Consider the following 21,478-nt stretch of genomic DNA (forward strand, 5'->3'; position numbering starts at 1 on the left):
TATTAGCTATCCTTTGCTGCTTCCATCTCCTTCAACTTTCTCCTGAGAATCTTCCCGACATTGGTCTTTGGGAGTTCATCGACAAACTCGATATACTTCGGCTTCTTATACCCGGTCAGCTCTTCTTCGCAGAAATCTCTTAATTCTTTCTCGGTCAGAGATGGATCACCTTTAACTACAAAGGCTTTTACACATTCAGAAGACTTTTTGTCAGGAATACCGATAACAGCCACCTCTAAAACCTTCTCATGATCGGCAATGACGTTTTCTACTTCATTCGGGAATACGTTGAAGCCAGACACATTAATCATATCCTTCTTCCGATCGACAATCTTGAAGAAACCATCTGCGTCCATTTGTCCAATATCCCCAGTCCGAAACCACCTACCTTCAAAGAAGACACCTGAGTTGTCCTTTTTCCAATAGCCACTCATTACTTGTGGACCTTTAATACAGATCTCCCCTACCTCACCCTGTGGTAAGTGATTGCCCTCATCATCACAAATCGATAATTCAGTTGAAGAAATCGGTAGACCAATGGTGCCCATCCGATGACTTCCATCCAGAGGATTACAACTGGCCACAGGAGACGTCTCGGAAAGGCCATAACCTTCGACCAAAGGAGATTTCGTTTGTTCTTCCCACTTCTTAGCCACAAAATCTTGCACTGCCATACCTCCACCGATAGCTCCTTTTAAATGACTCCAATCCACCTCACCAAAATTTGGTTGATTTAGCAGTCCATTGAAAAGTGTATTTACTCCCGTAAACAATGTGAAAGGATGCTTCTTCAATTCCTTGATAAAGCCCGGCATATCCCGAGGGTTGGTAATCAAGACATTCTTGGCTCCAATGTGCATCATGAAAGTACAGTTTACATTCAGAGCAAAAATGTGATAGAGCGGAATGGCAGTAATCATCAATTCTGTCTGTCCTTCTTGAAGCAATGGCGTAAACCAATTGTTTATGGCGAAAGTATGTGCCACTACATTACTGTGAGACAAAGTAGCGCCTTTCGATACTCCAGTAGTTCCGCCTGTATATTGTAAAAAGGCAGTATCTGATGACTGAACTTCTGGCTTGGTATATTTCATCCGTGCCCCTTTCTTCATTACCGCATTGAATTTCTTAGCCGTTGGTAAAGAATAGGCAGGCACCATTTTCTTCACATTCTTCACCACAAAATTCACCAGCTTACCTTTCAGGCCACCTAGCAAATCACCCAACTCTGTGACGATCACATGTTCAATTTTAGTCTTGTGAAGTATTTCCTGGAGACTATGGGCAAAGTTGGCAATGATGACTATGGCCTTGACTTCGGCATCGTTGAACTGATGCTCCATTTCACGAGGTGTATACAGCGGGTTAGTATTTACAACGACACAACCTGCCTTTAAAGCCCCAATCAGGACAATAGGATACTGTAGACAATTAGGCATTTGAATGGCAATACGATCCCCCTTCTGGACATTAACTTCATTTTGTAGATATGCCGCGAAGAAATCTGACTGAAGGTTGATTTCCTGAAAGGTTAAGACCTTTCCCATGTTTTCAAAGGCCTCTCGGCTTCCGAAGCTTTTGAAAGCTTGATTAAACAGTTCAAGTAAGTTTTCCGGTCTGTCTTCTGAGATTTCTGCCGCTATCCCCGCGGGATAATTGGCGATCCAAGGGTGAGTACTCATTCAATAAAATTTGGCTAACACCAAATATAAGAGAAATGTAGTTTCATCAATTCAATATCTTAACTCACTTACTCCTTCTTAAGGCCTGTGCTGCCCGGGCATTCATTTCAAAGTCAAAATCCGATACCTGGCTATCGATCTTGCCCATAATTGATTTGATGGCTGAATAAACCTCACCTAAATGTGCATAGTTGTCCTTGACCTGAGGACTCCCTGCATCTAAACTTCTTTCTTGGCACCAAACATAGTAATCATCGGCATATTCATAGCCTTCCAATTCCCTAAGTACCAAACAGAGGTTGAGCAGTGGATAGTTGTTTCTAAAATCATCATACTCATCATCGACAAACAGGTGAAATTTTTTGCCTGAGAATTTAAAATCCACTCTTGGATAATATTGCTGATCACCCAAAACCTGGCTTCTATCGATCTTGATATAAACCTGATGGGCAATGTAGATATCATTTAGGGCGACTATCTCCGGATAGTTAGAATCCATAACACAATCTATTTCATCTGTAATAGGAAAGCAAGCAGCAGGATTATTCGCACTCATAAGCTACGTAGCACGCCCCCTGGTGTCCCGAGACCTCGGGATCAAACCGAGATTCTCGTCTAAAAAGAGTATAAAAAAAAGAAACCGAAATGGCTCCCTTTTTAAGATGCTGTAGGAGAAGGATTACTCATACGCGCAAGGCATGCCGCACTGCCCCTCGTGAATCTTCGCTGCGCTCGATGTCGAACCGAGGTTCTCATCCAAAAAGAGTGTATAAAAAAGGAAACCGAAATGGTTCCCTTTTGAATGGCTGTAGGAGAAGGATTCGAACCTCCACGGAGTGATTAGGCCGATTGGCTTTATTTCAGAACCTCCACCCTCGAGAAAGGAGGGCACGGCTGCCTGTTTCGTCACCCTACAGTGTTTCTCAACATTGAGTGCCTGATTGCAAGACACTCACTATTGATACTAATCATACTAAAACGTTATGCTGTAGGAGAAGCCTGCCTGTAGGCAGACAGGGACTTCTTTAGAAGGCCCCAAATCTCCAATAACTTTTATTCACTCCCTTCAGGAATGATCTTCATTGTGCTGTAGGAGAAGGACTCGAACCTTCACGGAGAGATTAGCCTTACTTAGGTAGTTTAATTTATTTCTTGTTCTCCACCCCCGGGAAAGGAGGGCACGGCTGCCTATTTCGTCATCCTACAGTGTGTCAATTCAACGTGTTTCTCGTTTGAAACTGTTTCAAAGTTAATAGATCAAACGATTTTGATATAATATCATTAACATAATAGCTTAATTTTTACAGATTAATTAATTAATCATTAATTTTGATACATATACCATAATTTAGATAGTCAATCATGCCCGATAATTACGAAATCGATAACGTTGATCTGAAGATTCTATCGCTACTACAGCATAATGCGAAGAAACCATACACCGAAGTAGCCAAACAAGCCTACGTCTCAAGCGGTACTGTCCATGTGCGAATGAATAAGCTTGAAAAATTGGGCGTGGTCAAAGGGGCTTCACTCGATTTGAATTTGACTGCCCTTGGTTATACAGTTGGTTCATTCCTTGGCGTCTTCCTTTCTAAAAGCTCTCTCTATGATAAAGTAGCAGAACAGCTAGCCAAAATCCCTGAGATTACCTCCATTCATTATACCACTGGTAACTATAGTATGTTTGTAAAGATTTATGCTAAAAGCACTGATCACTTAAAGGATATACTACATGACAAAATCCAAAAAGTAAGTGGCATCGAACGTACAGAAACATTTGTGATTTTGGAGGAAACATTAAGTAGAAGTATCGAGTTAGATGGCTAGTCTTAAGGCATTTTTTAATTAACAATTTCTATATCCCATTTATAAAAAAGAAAGTCTGAAACCTTTCATTACGGTTTTAGGTTGTACCTTTGTATTTGAAATCATTCTAAATAAGATTTGATGAGCAATGACGACCAGATTTTAGAAGAATTCACCTCGAAAGAGTATGAATTTGGCTGGACAGTAGACTTAGAAGCAGATGAAGCTCCCAAAGGGCTCAATGAAGATATTGTTAGATTCATTTCCGCTAAGAAGGAAGAGCCAGAATGGTTGCTTGAATGGCGACTTGAAGCCTTTAGGACTTGGCAAAAAATGACAGAACCAGAGTGGCCTAATGTTGACTACCCAAAAGTCGATTATCAAGACCTTATCTACTACTCTGCTCCCAAACAAAAGGTGAAACCAAAGTCACTAGACGAAGTTGATCCAGAGTTATTGGCGACATTCGAAAAGCTTGGTATTTCATTAACAGAGCAAAAGAGGCTCACTGGAGTAGCCGTAGACGCAGTGATCGACTCCGTATCTGTTGCCACTACATTTAAAGATACGCTAGGTAAACTTGGTATTATTTTCTGCTCATTTTCTGAGGCAGTAAAAGAGCATCCAGAACTAGTAAGAAAACACATGGGTACAGTAGTACCTACTTCTGATAATTACTTCGCTGCATTAAATTCTGCAGTCTTTTCGGATGGCTCATTTGCCTATATCCCCAAGGGAGTAAGATGCCCAATGGAGCTTTCTACTTATTTCAGAATTAACGCTGCTAATACAGGTCAGTTTGAACGAACACTGATTGTAGCAGACGAAGGGTCTTATGTAAGCTATCTAGAAGGCTGTACAGCACCACAACGTGATGAAAACCAATTACATGCCGCTGTAGTGGAGATTAAAGCTGCTAAAGATGCGGAGGTAAAGTATTCGACTGTTCAGAACTGGTACCCTGGTGATAAAAACGGCAAAGGAGGTATTTACAACTTTGTGACCAAGCGTGGTATTTGCGAAGGCGATAACTCCAAAATTTCTTGGACGCAAGTTGAGACCGGTTCAGCCGTTACATGGAAGTACCCGTCATGTATCCTCAAAGGAGATAATTCTCAAGGTGAGTTCTATTCCGTTGCGGTAACAAACAACTACCAACAGGCGGATACAGGAACAAAAATGATCCACATAGGGAAAAACACCAAATCGAGAATCGTTTCGAAAGGTATTTCAGCTGGTTATTCTCAGAATAGTTATCGTGGCCAAGTTCAGGTGATGAAACGTGCCGAGAATGCAAGAAACTTTTCACAATGTGACTCATTATTAATGGGTGACAAATGTGGAGCGCACACTTTCCCTTATATCGATATTGAGAACTCATCTGCACAAGTAGAACATGAGGCAACGACATCGAAAATCGGTGAAGATCAAATCTTCTACTGCCAGCAAAGAGGTATCGATGAAGAGTCAGCAGTAGCCCTTATTGTAAATGGCTACGCCAAAGAAGTATTGAATCAATTACCAATGGAGTTTGCCGTTGAGGCACAAAAACTACTCGCATTGACCCTAGAAGGCTCAGTGGGATAATCACACTCCTATTTCAAAAAGACAAAAGAGTAAAATGTTATCTATAAAGAATTTAGAGGCCAGAATCGAAGAGAAAGAAATTCTCAGAGGTATTAATCTAGAAGTAAAACCTGGAGAGGTTCATGCCATCATGGGACCTAATGGATCGGGGAAAAGTACACTTGCTTCTGTACTTGCTGGTCGTGAAGATTACGAGGTTACTTCGGGAGATGTTGACTTCCTAGGTAAGGACCTTTTGGATATGGATGCGGACGAAAGAGCACGAGAAGGTATCTTTTTGGCATTTCAGTATCCTGTAGAAATCCCAGGAGTTAGTACTACTAACTTCATGAAAACAGCCATCAACCAAGTCAGAGAACATCATGGCGAGAAGCCATTAGATGCAGTTTCTTTCTTGAAGTTGATGAAAGAGAAGATGAAGCTCGTTGAAATCGATCAGTCATTACTAAGCCGATCTTTAAACGAAGGTTTTTCTGGTGGTGAAAAGAAAAGAAACGAGATATTCCAAATGGCAATGCTCGAGCCGAAGTTGGCCATCCTTGATGAGACTGATTCGGGCCTCGATATTGATGCCCTTAAGATTGTAGCAAACGGTGTGAATGCACTTAAGTCTAAGGATAATGCGACTATTGTTGTGACACATTACCAAAGACTACTGGACTACATTGTGCCGGATTATGTACATGTATTGTACAAAGGGCGCATCGTTAAGTCTGGCACCAAAGACTTGGCCCTTGAATTAGAGGCAAAAGGCTACGATTGGATTAAAGAAGAAGCTGACGCAACTGTTTAAGCAATGGACAAATTATCAGGTCAATCTATTTTAGATGCACTGACTGGTAGATTCGAGGCTTTTGAAAAAAGCTTAAACGGTCAGAGCAAGTCAGCCATTCATCAGGTTAGGAAAAATGCTTTCGAAGCATTGAAGGCCAATGGCTTCCCTGCGCCTAAGGATGAAGAATACAAGTTCACTAACCTCACCAGAGCCTTAGAAAAGAACATAGACTTTCATACGCAGGCCTCTGCCCCATCGATCACTACCAAGCAAATCGAAGGCGTTAAGATTCCAAATCTCGATGCATACAACTTAGTATTTATAAATGGAGAATTCTCGGCAGAGAAATCTGATGACTTCTCAGTTGAAGGCTTAGAGGTGAATACTTTCGAGCAGGCTTCAAAGGAAAACGCGGACCATGTAGCTGATTACTTTGGCAAACAGGCAGATTTTGAGAAAGATCCATTCATAGCCTTAAACACGGCATTCAGTCATAATGGAGTAGTCATAAATGTTGGAAACAATGTCGTTGTCGATAAGCCAATTGCATTGTATTTCGTCAGTGATAGTTCTAGTGAACAGCCTATTTACAATACAAGAAACATTGTCGTTGTTGGAAAGTCTGCCCAAGTGACTGTTCTTGAGAAATTTGATACGCTTGGTAAAGAGAAGTCATTTACCAATGCCGTTAATGAGATCTTTGTTGCGGAAAATGCAAACGCCAAATACTACAAAGTAGAGAACGATGCCGATGCTACTTATCATATTTCAAATGTGAATGTAGCGCAAGACAGAAATAGCAATTTTACAGCAAATACTATCGCCTTAAATGGTGCCATGGTACGTAACAACCTCGACATCAAACTGAATAGCGAAGGTTGCGAAGCACACATGAACGGGCTTTATGTTTTGGGAGGAAAAACGCATGTTGACAACCACACCACGGTTGATCACACTATGCCAAATGCCTATTCCAACGAGCTCTATAAAGGCATTATGGACGACAAGTCAAAAGGAGTTTTCAATGGTAAAATCTTTGTTAGAAAAGATGCTCAAAAAACTAATGCCTTCCAGTCCAATAAAAACATTTTAATGACCAATGATGCCACTGTGAACACTAAACCGCAGTTGGAAATTTGGGCTGACGATGTAAAATGTTCGCATGGATGTACCACTGGCCAGCTTGATCAGGATGCGTTGTTCTATTTGCAAGCCAGAGGTATCAGAAAAGAAAGAGCAAGAGCCATACTATTGCATGCTTTTGCAAGTGATGTAATCGAGAACCTAGAGATTAAGGCCATTCAAGATTACGTAGAGGAGATTATTACAGCCAGGTTAGAAAAGTAATCATGTCAAATACACTGACTGATCACCATATCGATGTAGAGCGCATTAGAAAGGAGTTCCAAGTACTTGATCAAGAAGTCAATGGAAAGCCTTTGATTTATTTTGACAATGCGGCTACCAATCAAAAACCTCAACGGGTAATTGATGCATTGGTACATCATTATCAAAATGATAACGCCAATATTCATCGAGGCATTCATACCCTTGCAGAAAGATCTACAGCAAAGTTTGAAGAAACCAGAAAAGCGGTTCAAGAATTCATTGGTGCCAATGAGGCTGAAGAAATTATCTTCACAAAGGGTACTTCTGAAAGCATTAACCTTGTCGCTAGTTCATGGGGACGAAAGTTCTTGAACCAAGGTGATGAAGTATTGATTTCGGCCATGGAGCACCATTCCAATATCGTGCCCTGGCAAATGATCTGTGAAGAACGAGGTGCTATTTTAAAAGTAATGCCCATTAATGAGGCTGGAGAGATTATTCTGGAGGAAGTAGAGCAACTCTTGACAGAGAAGGCCAAAATGGTCGCTTTCAACCATGCTTCCAATACGCTGGGCACCATTAACCCAGTAAAAAAGATCACCAAAATGGCGCATGCCGTTGGTGCAAAAGTGCTGATAGACGGTGCACAGTCTACCTCTCATCTAGAGGTGAATGTAAAAGATTTGAATGTTGACTTTTTTGCCTTTTCGGCACACAAAATGTATGGCCCGACAGGCCTTGGCGTGCTTTATGGTAAGAGAGGCATTCTAGAAAAAATACCCCCATACCAAGGCGGTGGTGAGATGATCAAGGATGTTTCATTTGGTGGAACGACATACAATGACATTCCTTATAAATTTGAAGCAGGTACTCCTGACATTGCCAACGTCATCGCTTTGAAGAAGGCAATCGAGTTTATCGATGAGTTGGGCAAAGAGAACATTTCGGCTTACGAGGAAGAACTCCTCTCCTATGCGACAGAGCAGTTGTCAGCAATCGAAGGCTTAAGGATTATTGGGACTGCACAAGAAAAGGTCAGTGTTGTTTCTTTTGAAGTAGAAGGAATCCATCATTTTGACCTTGGTATGTGGCTAGATGCGAAGGGAATTGCTGTGAGAACTGGCCACCACTGTACTCAACCATTAATGGATCATTATTGTATTGAGGGAACTGCCAGGGCTTCGTTTGCTGTTTATAATACCAAATCTGAGATAGACACTTTTGTGTCAGCTCTGAAAGACATAATCACCAAATTCAAATAATGAGTCAGGCAATCAACCAAATACAGGATGAGATCATAGATGAGTTTTCTATGCTAGATGGCGATATGGAAATGACCATTAGCTACATCATGGAGCTTGGTGAACAATTGCCTGAGATGACCGAAGCAAACAAAACTGAGGACAACATAGTGAAAGGCTGTCAGTCAAAGGTTTGGATGAAAGCTGGCCTGGAGGATGGAAAGGTAGAGTTTGAGGCAGACAGCAACACGGCCATTACCAAAGGTTTAGTGAGTTTACTGGTAAGAATTCTTTCGGGTAAATCTCCTCAGGAGATAATCGATGCGGACTTATACTTCATTGATAAGATTGGTTTGAATCGATTCATTGGAACGCAAAGATCAAATGGCTTTGGAGCAATGATGAAGCAGATGAAAATTTATGGCTTAGCCTTTTCTACCAAAACACAAAGTGCTTAGTATGGCGGAAGGATTGAAAGAAAACTTGAGAGACGAAGTCGTTGCTGCGATAAAGACAGTCTACGACCCTGAAATACCTGTAGACATTTATGAATTGGGCTTGATCTATGAGATCAATGTATTTCCAATAAACAATGTTTATGTGTTAATGACACTCACCTCTCCCTCTTGCCCAGCAGCAGAGGTTATTCCGGAAGAAACAAAACAAGCAATAAAAAAAATAGAAGGTGTAAACGATGTTGAGATTGAACTGACATTCGATCCGCCTTTCACCCAAGACATGATGTCTGAAGAAGCCAAGTTAGAGCTCGGCTTTATGTAATAAGAATATAAAAAGTAGAGATATGTACCCAGAACATTTATTAGTCCCATTTAGACAAGAATTGACTGAAGCGGGCTTTTCAGAATTAAAAACAGCAGAAGCTGTTGAAGAGCACCTATCAGATCACAAAGGAACATCTTTGGTAGTAATCAACTCAGTATGTGGATGTGCAGCTGGAACGGCAAGACCAGGTGTTAAAATGGCCTTAAAGCTTGCTGATAAACAACCTGATAACTTAACAACTGTATTCGCTGGTGGCGACCTTGAGGCTACGGCAAAGGTGAGAGAATTCCATTTACCTTTCCCTCCTTCGTCTCCTTCAGTTGCGCTTTTTAAGGACGGTGAGTTGGTTCACTTTGTAGAACGTCACCATATTGAAGGTAGATCTGCAGAAGTAATAGGAAACCACTTAGCAGATGTGTTCGAAGAGCACTGCTAATCCAAAAGCATAGATCATAAGAGAGCCATCCCGACCTGTCGGGGTGGCTTTTTTTATACCCATCAAAATTTCTTTAAAAATCTTAGATGTTTGTACATATACTATCCTGTCGTTCACACTCAATTCGTAACTACTTACAGACAAAAAGTCCATTTCGGGGACCCAAGAGCCTTTTTTACATTTGGTTGGTTCACAAATGCATCTTATAATTGTTGTACCCTAAACATCTGAGATTACTTTGTACACTCAGTAAAATTCGAAAGAGGGTTGCCATTAATTTGGTGACCCTCTTTTTTGTAAGACCAGTCACATGTCTCTTTAAACAAAAAGGGCGCTCAATGAGCGCCCTTTTTGTTATAGTCTGAATAACCTTACAAATCCAGTCTATAGTATTTAATGTTATCATACTCAGTTAAGAAATCACTCGCATTCAAAAGCTTTCTTAAATGCTTATTCTTAGCCTGTTGTAATTTTCTGATTGGTGCTTCTAACAACAATTCATCGTTGTTATCATATACTTTAATAATCTGAAGCGGTTGAACTTCCTCGAACATTCCCTCTTCATCAAAAACCAATACTGGTTCGTAAGTTGCGAGTTCCAATTCTTCAGAAATCATAGAAATTAATTCTTTGGCTTCTTCTTTTGTTAACCTTGCTCTGTCCTCAATCGGATTCGCAAGTACCATTGTGCTTATTCCCACTAAGATTCCGATTGCTAGTATGAATCGTCTCTTCAAAGTGCTTAAGTTGTTTAATGCTATTGAGTTCATGACCTTTTGTTGTTTTATTTTGAGTTTCGATCTTTTAGTGTTGCTGACCAAAGCAACTGACCTGCCATTCTAGTTCCAATGCTTGTGCCAAAAACATTAAAATACTGATTATCAATTGTTTATATAATTTTCTTGTGCCAGAACGACTAGATACTTGTACAAAAACGTACACTTATTGTCACATATGATACAGTGTAACATTTACCTAGGTTTGTCGTCAAGGCATAAAAAAACCCCGACAAGTCGGGGTCTCCTCCATTTTAAAATTGCACTTTTAATCTAGAGTGATTGTATGATAAAAGCTTCTGCCGTCTGCAGTAAACTGAATATTATATTTTCCTGATAGCTTAGACACATCGTATCTTTTCAAGGCGCTACCTGCTTCTACCTTATCTTTGAAGGCAACATCGCCATACTGGTCTAATACTGTAATTTTCATGCCAGACTCCCCTTCTCCGAAGTAAATTTTCATTGATTCACCGTTATGCTTAACAATTGGCTTCTGGAAAACCTGCTCACTACCTGATTTTATTGAGGCAGCACTTTCTGTCACTTCAATTGACATGATTTCAAGCGTCTCTTCATTTTCGATTTCCAATTGTAATTGGCCTTTTTCTAAACGTGACAAGTTGAAAACTTTACCATACTGATTTGCATCAGCTTTGTCTTCGAACAAGAGCTTACCATTTTCATCTCTTAAAGAGATTTGGGTTCCTGCCTTGATGTTGTTCATTTGTAGGACAACTGCTTTTTGATTTTCAGTTGACAATGAGATTTCTCTTTCAGATTCGTTAGCTGAGGCCAAGAATCCACTAGCCAATAAAACGATGGCTGCTACTGCTTTTGTGATTTGCTTTTTCATTTTTGTTGTTTTTGAGTTTTTGTTGTATTTGATCTTCATAAGTCTTCGCGATAACCTTTTTGCGAATTCTTATTCAAATGAACGGGGGTTTCGACAGGGGTTTGTCATGGAAGGGTAAACGAATGTCACAAGATGTCACAAAGCCATCTTAAGTTGTAAAACTGTCCTTGAATAATCACGAAAATGAAGGAAATAAGTCTTAGGGCATGGCCTTACAAAACCTCATAAACACCTTACTACCAACCTATTAAGATCAATACCACTTGCCAAAAAATCTTTTTTTCATTAAACTTTGACTAAACGGTTATTTTTTCAACAATCCTCTACCAAAACATGAAAAAGCACGTCTTCCAACTCCTACTTTTCATTTTTTCTCTAGCTTTTGTTGCTTGTAACAATAAAACCAACCCAACGGTAGACGCCAGTGACGCAATAATTTCCATAGATGAAAACCCTCAGGCGGGCATGTCTGTAGTCACAATAAACGCCAACATAAGTGGCGGAAACGTGCAGTTCAATTTAGTCTCACAGTCTGTTTCTGGTGCATTCAACCTGGATTCCAACACTGGAATCCTTTCAGTGGCCGACCCTCAGGCTTTCGATTTCGAAACTAACCCTACCCTAACCGCCACAATTGAAGCCTCAATCGGAAGTGTTACTGACAATGCGACCATTACAGTAAATCTTAATAATGTATTGGAGGTAGTAAGTACACAGGATGAAACGATTACGATCGATGAAAACCCATCGAATGGAGACATTTTAGTTACGGTTACAGGAACAACAGATTTGGGATCGGTAAGCTTTGATCTTGATGATGAGAGCGTAGCAGGAGCCTTTGCATTAGACATGAGCACTGGAGTATTGACGGTGGCAGACGCAAGCTTATTCGACTATGAATTAAATACGAGCCTCACTGCCACCATCAACGTGTTTAATGGATCACTGAGCCAGACATCTATAGTGACAGTTAATCTTAATGATCTCTTCGAAATAGCTTGGACGCAGGCAACAGCCAATGCGGCTTTCGGAGGATTATACGGGCATAAAATTGTCGACTTAAATGGAACATTATTCTCGATAGGCGGAATAAGGGGAATTGATCGAATCAATGAAGTCTGGTCCAGTACTGATGGGATTACTTGGACTCAAGTGAACACGACTAATGCCTTTGCGCCACGCAACGGGCATGAAGCTGTAATTTTTGATAACAAAATCTGGGTTATAGGAGGCTTTACTGCCAATGGCAGAACTAATGATGTATGGTCATCACCTGATGGAGCTAATTGGACACAGGTAAATACACAAGGTATCTTTAGCCCCAGAGCAGACCATGCAGCAGTTGTTTTTAATAACAACATCTGGGTTGTTGGAGGAAGTGATGGGGCTTTCAAAAACGAAGTATGGATGAGTTCCAATGGATCAACTTGGAGCCAAGTGACAACAACCGGAAATTTATTTACACCAAGACTAGGTCATTCATTGACGGTGTTCAATGGCCAAATGGTCCTAATTGCAGGTACCGATCTGGATGGCGATCAATTACAGAGACAACGCAATGATATATGGATGAGCACTGATGGTATCAGTTGGACAGAAGTCTTCGTAAGCGGCAACCTCTTTGTTGAAAGGTGGTTACACGGAGCCATAGCGTACAATAACCTCTTATGGGTTATTGGTGGGGATGATGATACAGGCAACCGTTTTAATGACGTTTGGACTTCCCCAGACGGCCTGAATTGGACTCAGCAAGACACGAACCCAATATTTGATGTTCGAGATCAAATGGCCATTTTCTCATTTAACAATTCCATTTGGGTGAGTGGTGGAAGTAACAATAGTGGAATCCTTGAGGATATTTGGAGGACTAACTAGATCATCTCCCCTATTCTATTTTTTATTAATGCCTAGCTGAACAATTCTCTACCACCTTGTGTTAAAGGACCAGTGAAACAAATTGAGTAGTAAGCAAACTTCTTACTCTATAAAACAATCACGAATGAAAGTAGCGGTTTTTAGAAAGGAGCATTTTAATGCTGCCCATAGATTGCACAATCCCAATTGGTCGGAAGAAAAGAACGAGCAAGTATTTGGGAAGTGTAATAACAAGTATTATCACGGCCATAATTACGAGTTAATTGTCAAGGTAAGTGGTGAACCTGACCCTGAAACGGGTTATGTATATGACATGAAGGTATTGAGCGACTTAATCAAGGAGAATGTTTCTGACAAGCTTGATCATAAGAACCTTAACCTCGATGTCCCTGAGTTCGAAAACCTAAACCCTACGGCTGAAAATATTGTTGTCGTGATTTATAACATCCTAAGAGAAAAAATCGAGCCTGAACTCGATCTGAAAGTAACATTATATGAGACAGAACGAAACTATGTTGAATACCCAGCTTAACGGTTTGACAGTAGAAGAGATTGGTGATGAGCATATAGGTACTAGCTATGATACCCCGCTCAAGGAAGGTGCATTCGACATGGATGATAACCTAAAGATGAACTTGATCGAAGATAAGTTCAGAGATATTATGGAAATCATGGGCTTGGATTTGACTGATGATAGTCTGAGCGGAACTCCAAAAAGAGTGGCCAAGATGTATATCCAAGAAATCTTCAGCGGATTAAACCCAGCCAACAAGCCTAAAGTGGCACTATTCGAAAATAAGTACCAGTACAATGAAATGCTGGTTGAAAAGGATATCACTTTCTATTCTAACTGTGAACATCATTTTGTTCCTATTATAGGAAAGGCACATGTCGCCTATATATCGAGTGGTAAGGTAATTGGACTATCGAAAATCAATCGCATCGTCAACTATTACGCAAAAAGACCGCAAGTGCAAGAGCGACTTACTGTCCAAATTGCCAATGAGCTCAAAAGCATTCTTGAAACAGAAGATGTGGCAGTCATAATTGACGCGGAGCACTTGTGTGTGTCTTCTCGTGGTGTTCAAGATGTGAACAGCAGTACAGTTACTGCCCAGTTTGATGGGAAATTTAAGGAAGACAGCACAAAGAACGAGCTTCTGACTTACATAGGGAACAAACTCAAATAGCCAATTTCTATAATGACGAGTGAATCAAACTGTCAAGTGACAGTTTGATTCACTTGATTTCGAATTCTTAATCATGGATTCATATTAAAAGATTACCTTTGCGGCTTCAATTAGAAAGCGCTCATGCAAAGCATCAGAAATATCGCCATCATTGCCCACGTTGATCATGGCAAAACTACTCTTGTAGATAAGATTATCCACGCCTCTAAACTCTTTAGGGAGAACCAAGAGTCTGGAGACCTAATCCTGGATAACAACGACCTCGAGAGAGAAAGAGGAATTACCATTCTTTCAAAAAACGTTTCTGTAACCTATAATGGTGTAAAGATTAACATCATTGACACTCCAGGTCACGCAGATTTTGGTGGCGAGGTAGAACGTGTTCTGAAAATGGCGGATGGTGTGCTCTTGTTGGTCGATGCTTTTGAAGGTGCTATGCCACAAACGCGATTTGTACTTAGCAAGGCTTTAGCCCTTGGCCTTACTCCTATTGTAGTGGTTAACAAGGTGGACAAAGAAAACTGCCGACCTGACGAAGTGCATGAACAAGTCTTCGACCTGATGTTCAACTTGGATGCGACCGAAGAACAGCTTGATTTTGAGACCATGTACGGATCTTCAAAAATGGGTTGGATGAGTGATGATTGGCAAAAGCCTACAGATACCATCACTCCTCTTTTAGATAAGATTATTGAAGTAATTCCTGAAGCACCATCTCCGGAAGGAACACCACAATTTCAAGTAACATCTCTTGACTATTCTTCCTTCGTAGGCCGAATTGCAATTGGCAGAGTCTACCAAGGAACATTAGAAGAAGGAAAATCAATGGGCTTGACAAAAGCCGATGGTTCAATTCAGCGTGTAAGAATCAAAGAACTTCAAGTATTTGAAGGTTTAGGAAGACAGAAGGTAAGCTCAGTGAAAGCCGGTGATTTATGTGCAATCGTAGGGCTTGAAAACTTTGAGATTGGTGATACACTCACCGACTTTGAAAACCCAGCTCCTCTTGATCGTATATCAATCGATGAGCCAACGATGAACATGCTTTTTACAATCAATAACTCTCCTGGTTTTGGTAGCGAAGGTAAATTTGTGACCTCGCGCCACTTGAGAGATCGCTTGATGAAAGAAACTGAGAAAAATCTGGCTCTTCGTGTTGACCCGACTGATTCTGAGGACAAGTTCCTTGTTTATGGCCGTGGCATACTCCACTTGTCTGTTTTGATCGAAACCATGAGACGAGAAGGCTATGAATTAATGGTTGGGCAGCCTCAAGTGATCTTTAAAGAAATTGATGGTCAACGGTGTGAGCCTATTGAAACCCTTGTGGTAGACGTGCCAGATGCGGTTTCAGGTAAAGTAATTGAACTTGCTACTCAGCGTAAGGGAGAGCTAAAGATCATGGAGCCAAAAGGTGATCAGCAGCACTTAGAGTTTGACATCCCTTCTAGGGGCTTGATTGGCTTGAGAAACAATGTATTGACTGCTACAGGTGGCGAAGCGGTAATGAATCACAGGTTCAAAGAGTACCAGCCATTTAAAGGTGAGATTAAGGGGCGTATCAATGGATCGCTGATCTCAATGGAAAATGGACCTGGAACACCTTATTCAATTGACAAGCTTCAAGATAGAGGCTATTTCTTTGTCGCACCTGGAGAAAACCTATATACAGGTCAGGTAATTGGAGAGCACAATCGTGAAAACGATATTGTTGTGAACATTCAAAAAGGAAAGCAATTGACTAACATGCGAGCTTCTGGTTCGGATAGTAACTCTAAAATTGCCCCTCCAAGAAGGTTCTCACTAGAAGAATCCATGGAATACATCCAAAAGGATGAATACCTTGAAATCACGCCAAATAACATCCGTATGAGAAAGATTTACTTAGATGAGCATACAAGGTCAAAAATGGCTAAGACGCTAGCCTAATTAAGATATTTAGATCATAAAAAAGGGAGTGAATTATTCACTCCCTTTCTTTTTTGTCTTCACGGGTCTCGTTTCAGTTGATATCCAATATATCTTCTACTCGATAATATTGAAAAGTCTTGTTATCAGACATGGCTACGAAAATACCTTTCTTGAAAGTGGCGTTGAAACTGACATTACTGATTTCGGAACCATCACTCTCATTCGTTGAAACATAAACCATCTTTGTGACTTGATGACTATGTGGATCAGTCGCTGTTCCTTCTCTCGGAAAAATATGAAAGGCATTTGCCTGTTGATCAGACACTAAAATAAAACCTTTACCATTACCTGAATCAAAAATCGATATTCCTTCATGATCCTGTGCAAAGCCCTCCGTTCCAAATAGTGCCAATTCTTGATTACCTTTTTCGGGGTCAGCATAGTACTTTCTAACTCCGACACCTTCGTCAGAATAATAGACATATCCTAACTCGTCATCCACAGCAATCGCCTCTATTTCAAATTGACCACTGTATTTGCCAAACTTCCTGACCAATGTAGCCTTTACTAAACCTGTTTCAGTACCCTCAAGGCGATATTGCCATAAGTAAGTGCCATCTGTCGGTCCAGTTTTTCTTCCCATAATAACAAAGACCGCCCCATCTGAAGAACGTTTATAGAGTGCAACACCCATTAGGTCTCTATATTCCACTTCAGTTTCCCCCACAAACATAGGTATCCCTCCGCTGTCAATTGGTTTCATATCAGGAACTGAAAACACTCTTAAATTATGTGTGAGTCTCTCGCCAGTTACCGCTATATCAATCGTGTCATTTCCCAAAACAAAGCCATGAACTAAGTCAACATTGTTGGGCCTTTTTAAGCCTCTTACTACCTTGTCTTGAACAATTTTTCCTTCGAGATCGAATGCATAGAGTGCACCATCTTCATTCTTGTCGGTCCCAATAATCAGACTTTTAGATGCATCCTGTGGGTTTACCCATATTGCAGGGTCATCGGTATCATATTTCACCGACTCAGTAATAATTACCGGTTTCACGGCATCCTTATGAATTTTCGGACCACTACACCCCGCCATAATGAGGGCAAGGCAGGTCATCAGAGCTTTCTTTTTTATCATACTATTAAAAAATGTGTAGGAGGCGACCTAAGCCACCCCCTACCATCATTAAAGAGCAATATATGATGATGAATTTCTAGTTATTGAACAGATCAAACTTCAAACCAGCATTGAATCTCACATTGTAATATTCAGCTTGCATAGTCCTAGAACTGATCCCTTGATAATATCTCAATGGTTGGTTCGTAAGGTTGTTCACCTCGAAGAAGAATCTCCAATTAGGTTTGAATGCATATGAACCATTCAAGTCTAAGAAAGTCTGCTTATCGTAAAAACGATCTTCGAAAGCCTCGCCCCCTAACTCGTCAATATAATCGCTGGCGTAATTCAGAGACGCTCTCAATACCAGCTTATCCGTTTCGTAAGAAAGAGAGGCATTGAACATATTCTCGGCAGTACCAGGAAGTGATAAGTCATCATTCTCTCTTCCTTGAATACCTGTCGTGTTTGATTGAGTATAGGTATAGTTCAAGTAGATACCCAAGCCCTTCCAAATCTGTCTTTGGAGAGATAACTCAAATCCATAAATTTCAGCTGTACCACCATTCTCAAATGTTGTGAACTCAAGGTCATTGCCAAACTGTGGATCGTTGAAACCTTCTTGAACCTGCTCATAGATAAAGTTATCAATGTCTTTGTAAAAGAAGCCTCCAGAGACAATACCGATGTTTTGGAAGTAGTTCTCATACATCAAATCAAAGTTGGTAGAAGTAGCAGCTTCCAAGTTCGGATTACCTCTTACGAGTTCCTCATCGTCCGGACTGAACTCCGCATAAGGTACCAAATCGAAATAGTTGGGTCTTGCAATGGTATTAGTATAGGCAAACCTCAATACTGAGTACTCAGAGAAATTATAGTTTAAATGCACGCCCGGCATGAAGTTACTGTAATCCTGAGAAGCTGATTCTTCAGTGAACGTATCATTATCGACATCCAATAAAAACCCTGAATAATCAATGCTTGTAGACTCTAACCTTAAACCTACAATACCAGACAGCTTATCACTGAATTGAATATCAGACATCACATAGGCACTGAAGATGTTCTCGTCTGCATTATAGTTACCTGGTAAATACTCACCTATTTCATCTGATTGATCAAAAAGAGAGGCATTGGTCAGGTCTAGTCCTCCTAAGAACTCCGGGCTGACAAAGTTTCCAATTTGGTACTGACTACCAGCAAGGTAATCAGCATCAGAAAAATTAGTGTTTGGAAGATCTCCAAGGGTCGCACCAAAGGTATTTAGGTCGACCGGTTCGTAAGAAAAGAATGAATTGGTTCTTACCTTATTTTTAGTTCTCAACCGAGTTCCGAATTTCAGGATGGCCTTCTCAGAAACTGGCAAAGTGAAATCAATTCGAGTATTGAAATCCTCGTCATAAGTATCTTGAAACTCCTCAGTGATTTCGTGGAATCCGATATTAAAATTATCATTAGGATTGGTCAACGTGGCAATCGGAAACTCAGGGTTTCTTAAATCCAAACTCACATTTTGACCACTCTCTCGATAGCTGATGTAACGTTCATTAGGCCTTTCTTCAGAGGCTCTTGCATAGGTAGCAAACCAATCAACCTTTAACTTATCAAATTGATGCTCACCTTTAAGTGTCACATTCCTGTTGCGCTGATCTTCCAGTCTTCTATTATCAACTCTATCGTTTCCAATACCACCTTTAGTTTGGTATTGAACCCTTGCCGGTAAAGTCCATTGATTTGCACCGGTAAGCACTGCATCTCCATCACCAAAGGCATCATCAATCTGCGAAACACGCATTCTATATCTATTCTCCCAGTCGTCTCTCCAATTGTAAGTTCCAGAGAGGATTAGCTTATGGTTATCATTGATCTCGTAGTCCAAAGCCAGGTTAAAGCTTCTTCTTACTCGCTGAACACGATATTCTCTGATATCAAACTCTTCGATAAGCGCTTCGCCATTATCACCTTCGAACCAGACTGCCTCTACATTGTCCGATCCAAAATTGTGATTGTTGTAGCTTGCAGAAAATACAGCTCCTAGTTTATTATCTGCAAAACGATCGGACAAAACCACCGTGCCTGTCCAAATCGGCTTATTAGATAAGAAGTTATATCCTGAAGCTAGAGTTCCGGATACTCGCCTACCAGTTGGTGCCGAACGCGTCACTAGATTCACCGACCCACCGATTGCGTCAGCATCCATATCAGGTAGCACTGCTTTATTTACTTGAATAGTTTGAATAAGGTCTGAAGGAATCAAATCCAACTGAATATTTCGATTGTCGCCTTCGGCAGATGGTATACGCTCACCATTCAACATCACAGAATTCAATTGAGGGGCCAAGCCTCTAATGATGATGTTTCGAGCTTCTCCTTGATCGTTTTGAATCGTGATACCAGGAATCCTTTTCAATGCATCTCCAATATTCGCATCTGGGAACCTACCAATTTGATCAGCAGCTACCACATTGGTAATATTCGCATTGGTGCGTTGTTGATTCAAAGCCTTGGCTTGGCCTTTCAGTCGATCGCCTAGGACAATTACTTCACCGCCTGCCGTAAATCCTGGCTCCATCTTTATGTTGATGACTGTTGTTTCCCCAGCGATTACTGTAATGTCCTGTTCTATTCTCTTGTAGCCAATAAATGTGGTTATCAGTTTATAGGTACCTGCGGGTATATCCACAATAGTATAATTACCATTGTCATCAGAAGGCATTCCCTTCTCTATTGATGTTATCATTACACTTGCACCCGGTAATGGTAAACCAAGCTCGTCTGTAATTTTTCCTCGAATAATTCCGTTTTGAGCAAACCCGAATGTGGTAAACGTCAAAAGAAATAAAAGTGTGGTTAAGGTTCTTTTCATGGGTTTTAAAATTTACCCAAAGGTGTAAAGCACCTTAGACTTGAATGTGTGCGATTCTTTAAGAAAAGAATTAAGAAATCAAGTAGGCTTGACTCAAATGATAACTTTCTGTGAAAATTGTGAAGGGAATATTAAGAAGGCCACCTATCCATCTGATTATTAAATACTTAAAATCAAATAAGCAAGAAACATCATGAAATCAATCGGTTTGTAAAGCTGTATTTACATTCTATGATTTACCGAAAAGCTCAATGCATTTTTTGCTAAAACTCGGTCTTTCTTAATTGACGTTTGGCTTTCCAATAGCCCCAAAGTAGCTTGGGGCCTATGACTTTTTTCCTCTTCCGGCTTCTAGCATATCCCACATGGCCTGTGGTACTTTTTCCAGATGACTAAATTCGCCAGCGCCCATCAGCCATTCTCCCCCATCGATGGTCACCACTTCACCATTCACATATGCAGAAAAATCAGACATAAGATAGGCCGCCAGGTTGGCTAGTTCCTGATGTTCTCCTACTCTGCCTACCGGAACAAGCTTGGCCGGATCAAATTTATCAATTAGGTCACCTGGTAATAAGCGACTCCATGCACCCTCCGTTGGGAAAGGACCTGGTGCGATGGCATTGAGTCTGATCTTGTATTTCGCCCACTCTACAGCCAGTGAGCGTGTCATAGCCAACACACCAGCTTTTGCACATGCTGAGGGCACGACATAACCCGAACCGGTCCATGCATAGGTCGTTACTATGTTGAGAACGGTACCTGCTTGCTCAGCAGCGATCCAACGCTTGCCTAAGGCTAGTGTGAAATTGGTAGTTCCCTTCAGAACAATATCAATAATCGTATCAAATGCTCTGTTGGATAACCTTTCGGTAGGACTGACGAAATTTCCTGCCGCATTATTCAAGAGGCAATGTATTTGCCCAAAATGCTCCTCAGTCTTTGTGAGTACATTTTCCACTTGGTCATAATCTCGGACATCACACTGTACTGGTAATACTTTTCCTCCAGTCTCGGCTTCAAGTTCTTGAGCTGCCTTTTCCAAAACCTCCATCTTACGACTGGTGATGACCAAGTTGGCCCCCAGCTCTAAAAAGTACTTACCCATGGCACGTCCAAGGCCAGTACCCCCACCAGTAACTATGATCGTTTGGCCCTTCAGGGCATCATCCTTTAGCATTCCATCAGTTCTCATAACAAAGCTTTAAATCAGTGGCTTTAAGTTAGAAAATATTATGCATG

At 40.9% G+C, this 21,478-nt stretch carries 19 protein-coding genes and 1 tRNA gene; 12 read left to right on the top strand and 8 right to left on the bottom strand.

What is annotated here, in order from left to right; genetic code table 11:
• Positions 1 to 2: 2 nt before the first annotated feature.
• The 3 genes from BFP97_RS07770 to BFP97_RS20710 all read right to left on the bottom strand — a co-directional run bounded on the left by BFP97_RS07770 (position 3) and on the right by BFP97_RS20710 (position 2,598).
• Positions 3 to 1,682, bottom strand: coding sequence for an AMP-binding protein (locus tag BFP97_RS07770; protein WP_069841877.1), 1,680 nt, complete (start codon positions 1,680 to 1,682; stop codon positions 3 to 5).
• 64 nt (positions 1,683 to 1,746) lie between these two features.
• Entirely contained in the window at positions 1,747 to 2,181 is a 435-nt protein-coding gene (locus BFP97_RS07775; RefSeq protein WP_069841878.1) for a hypothetical protein, read from the bottom strand.
• Between the two features lie 304 nt (positions 2,182 to 2,485).
• Positions 2,486 to 2,598 (bottom strand) — tRNA-Glu (locus tag BFP97_RS20710).
• Between the two features lie 446 nt (positions 2,599 to 3,044).
• Here BFP97_RS20710 and BFP97_RS07780 point away from each other — a divergent pair.
• From BFP97_RS07780 to BFP97_RS07815, 8 genes are all read left to right on the top strand, one after another.
• Positions 3,045 to 3,512 (top strand): Lrp/AsnC ligand binding domain-containing protein, encoded by a 468-nt coding sequence (locus BFP97_RS07780; protein ID WP_069841879.1) that lies wholly within the window; start codon positions 3,045 to 3,047, stop codon positions 3,510 to 3,512.
• A 120-nt stretch (positions 3,513 to 3,632) separates the two neighbouring features.
• Entirely contained in the window at positions 3,633 to 5,078 is a 1,446-nt protein-coding gene (gene sufB / locus BFP97_RS07785) for a Fe-S cluster assembly protein SufB (protein WP_069841880.1), read from the top strand.
• Between the two features lie 34 nt (positions 5,079 to 5,112).
• Positions 5,113 to 5,871 (top strand): Fe-S cluster assembly ATPase SufC, encoded by a 759-nt coding sequence (gene sufC / locus BFP97_RS07790; RefSeq protein WP_069841881.1) that lies wholly within the window; start codon positions 5,113 to 5,115, stop codon positions 5,869 to 5,871.
• 3 nt (positions 5,872 to 5,874) lie between these two features.
• Positions 5,875 to 7,200, top strand: coding sequence for a Fe-S cluster assembly protein SufD (gene sufD, locus BFP97_RS07795; protein ID WP_069841882.1), 1,326 nt, complete (start codon positions 5,875 to 5,877; stop codon positions 7,198 to 7,200).
• A 2-nt stretch (positions 7,201 to 7,202) separates the two neighbouring features.
• Positions 7,203 to 8,444 (top strand): aminotransferase class V-fold PLP-dependent enzyme, encoded by a 1,242-nt coding sequence (locus BFP97_RS07800; RefSeq protein ID WP_069841883.1) that lies wholly within the window; start codon positions 7,203 to 7,205, stop codon positions 8,442 to 8,444.
• Positions 8,444 to 8,881: a SufE family protein gene (locus tag BFP97_RS07805; protein WP_069841884.1), complete on the top strand. Its 438-nt coding sequence runs from the start codon at positions 8,444 to 8,446 to the stop codon at positions 8,879 to 8,881. Before BFP97_RS07800 ends, BFP97_RS07805 begins: the two co-directional genes overlap by 1 nt.
• 1 nt (position 8,882) lies before the next feature.
• Positions 8,883 to 9,203, top strand: coding sequence for an SUF system Fe-S cluster assembly protein (locus tag BFP97_RS07810; RefSeq protein WP_069841885.1), 321 nt, complete (start codon positions 8,883 to 8,885; stop codon positions 9,201 to 9,203).
• Positions 9,204 to 9,225: 22 nt separating this feature from the next.
• Positions 9,226 to 9,642, top strand: coding sequence for a BrxA/BrxB family bacilliredoxin (locus BFP97_RS07815; RefSeq protein WP_069841886.1), 417 nt, complete (start codon positions 9,226 to 9,228; stop codon positions 9,640 to 9,642).
• A gap of 371 nt (positions 9,643 to 10,013) precedes the next feature.
• Here the strand turns inward: BFP97_RS07815 and BFP97_RS07820 are convergent, their stop codons facing one another.
• Both BFP97_RS07820 and BFP97_RS07825 read right to left on the bottom strand, forming a co-directional pair.
• The gene (locus tag BFP97_RS07820; RefSeq protein WP_139135225.1) at positions 10,014 to 10,412 is read right to left on the bottom strand and encodes a hypothetical protein; all 399 of its coding nucleotides are present in this window, start codon (positions 10,410 to 10,412) and stop codon (positions 10,014 to 10,016) included.
• Positions 10,413 to 10,686: 274 nt separating this feature from the next.
• Complete coding sequence (locus BFP97_RS07825; protein WP_139135226.1) at positions 10,687 to 11,274, bottom strand: hypothetical protein; 588 nt, start codon at positions 11,272 to 11,274, stop codon at positions 10,687 to 10,689.
• A gap of 333 nt (positions 11,275 to 11,607) precedes the next feature.
• On the opposite strand from BFP97_RS07825, the gene BFP97_RS07830 reads away from it, so the two are divergent.
• The 4 genes from BFP97_RS07830 (at position 11,608) to typA (ending at position 16,268) form a co-directional block, all read left to right on the top strand.
• Positions 11,608 to 13,149 carry a kelch repeat-containing protein gene (locus BFP97_RS07830; protein WP_069841889.1) on the top strand — a complete coding sequence of 514 codons (1,542 nt, stop codon included), beginning with the start codon at positions 11,608 to 11,610 and terminating at the stop codon, positions 13,147 to 13,149.
• Positions 13,150 to 13,273: 124 nt separating this feature from the next.
• A complete protein-coding gene (locus tag BFP97_RS07835; RefSeq protein WP_069841890.1) occupies positions 13,274 to 13,681 on the top strand; it encodes a 6-pyruvoyl trahydropterin synthase family protein in 408 nt (135 codons plus the stop codon).
• Positions 13,644 to 14,339, top strand: coding sequence for a GTP cyclohydrolase I FolE (gene folE, locus BFP97_RS07840; RefSeq protein ID WP_069841891.1), 696 nt, complete (start codon positions 13,644 to 13,646; stop codon positions 14,337 to 14,339). The genes BFP97_RS07835 and folE overlap by 38 nt, the downstream gene beginning before the upstream one ends.
• Before the next feature lie 123 nt (positions 14,340 to 14,462).
• Positions 14,463 to 16,268: a translational GTPase TypA gene (gene typA / locus BFP97_RS07845; protein WP_069841892.1), complete on the top strand. Its 1,806-nt coding sequence runs from the start codon at positions 14,463 to 14,465 to the stop codon at positions 16,266 to 16,268.
• 73 nt (positions 16,269 to 16,341) lie between these two features.
• Here typA and BFP97_RS07850 read toward each other — a convergent pair whose 3' ends face one another.
• The 3 genes from BFP97_RS07850 to BFP97_RS07860 form a co-directional block, all read right to left on the bottom strand.
• Positions 16,342 to 17,391, bottom strand: a complete 1,050-nt coding sequence (locus tag BFP97_RS07850; protein ID WP_069841893.1) for a phytase — start codon at positions 17,389 to 17,391, stop codon at positions 16,342 to 16,344.
• Between the two features lie 76 nt (positions 17,392 to 17,467).
• Entirely contained in the window at positions 17,468 to 20,236 is a 2,769-nt protein-coding gene (locus BFP97_RS07855) for a TonB-dependent receptor (protein WP_069841894.1), read from the bottom strand.
• Positions 20,237 to 20,561: 325 nt separating this feature from the next.
• Positions 20,562 to 21,431 (bottom strand): SDR family oxidoreductase, encoded by an 870-nt coding sequence (locus BFP97_RS07860; protein ID WP_069841895.1) that lies wholly within the window; start codon positions 21,429 to 21,431, stop codon positions 20,562 to 20,564.
• Positions 21,432 to 21,478 lie beyond the last annotated feature (47 nt).

The sequence above is a fragment of the Roseivirga sp. 4D4 genome, from assembly GCF_001747095.1.
Lineage (GTDB): Bacteria > Bacteroidota > Bacteroidia > Cytophagales > Cyclobacteriaceae > Roseivirga.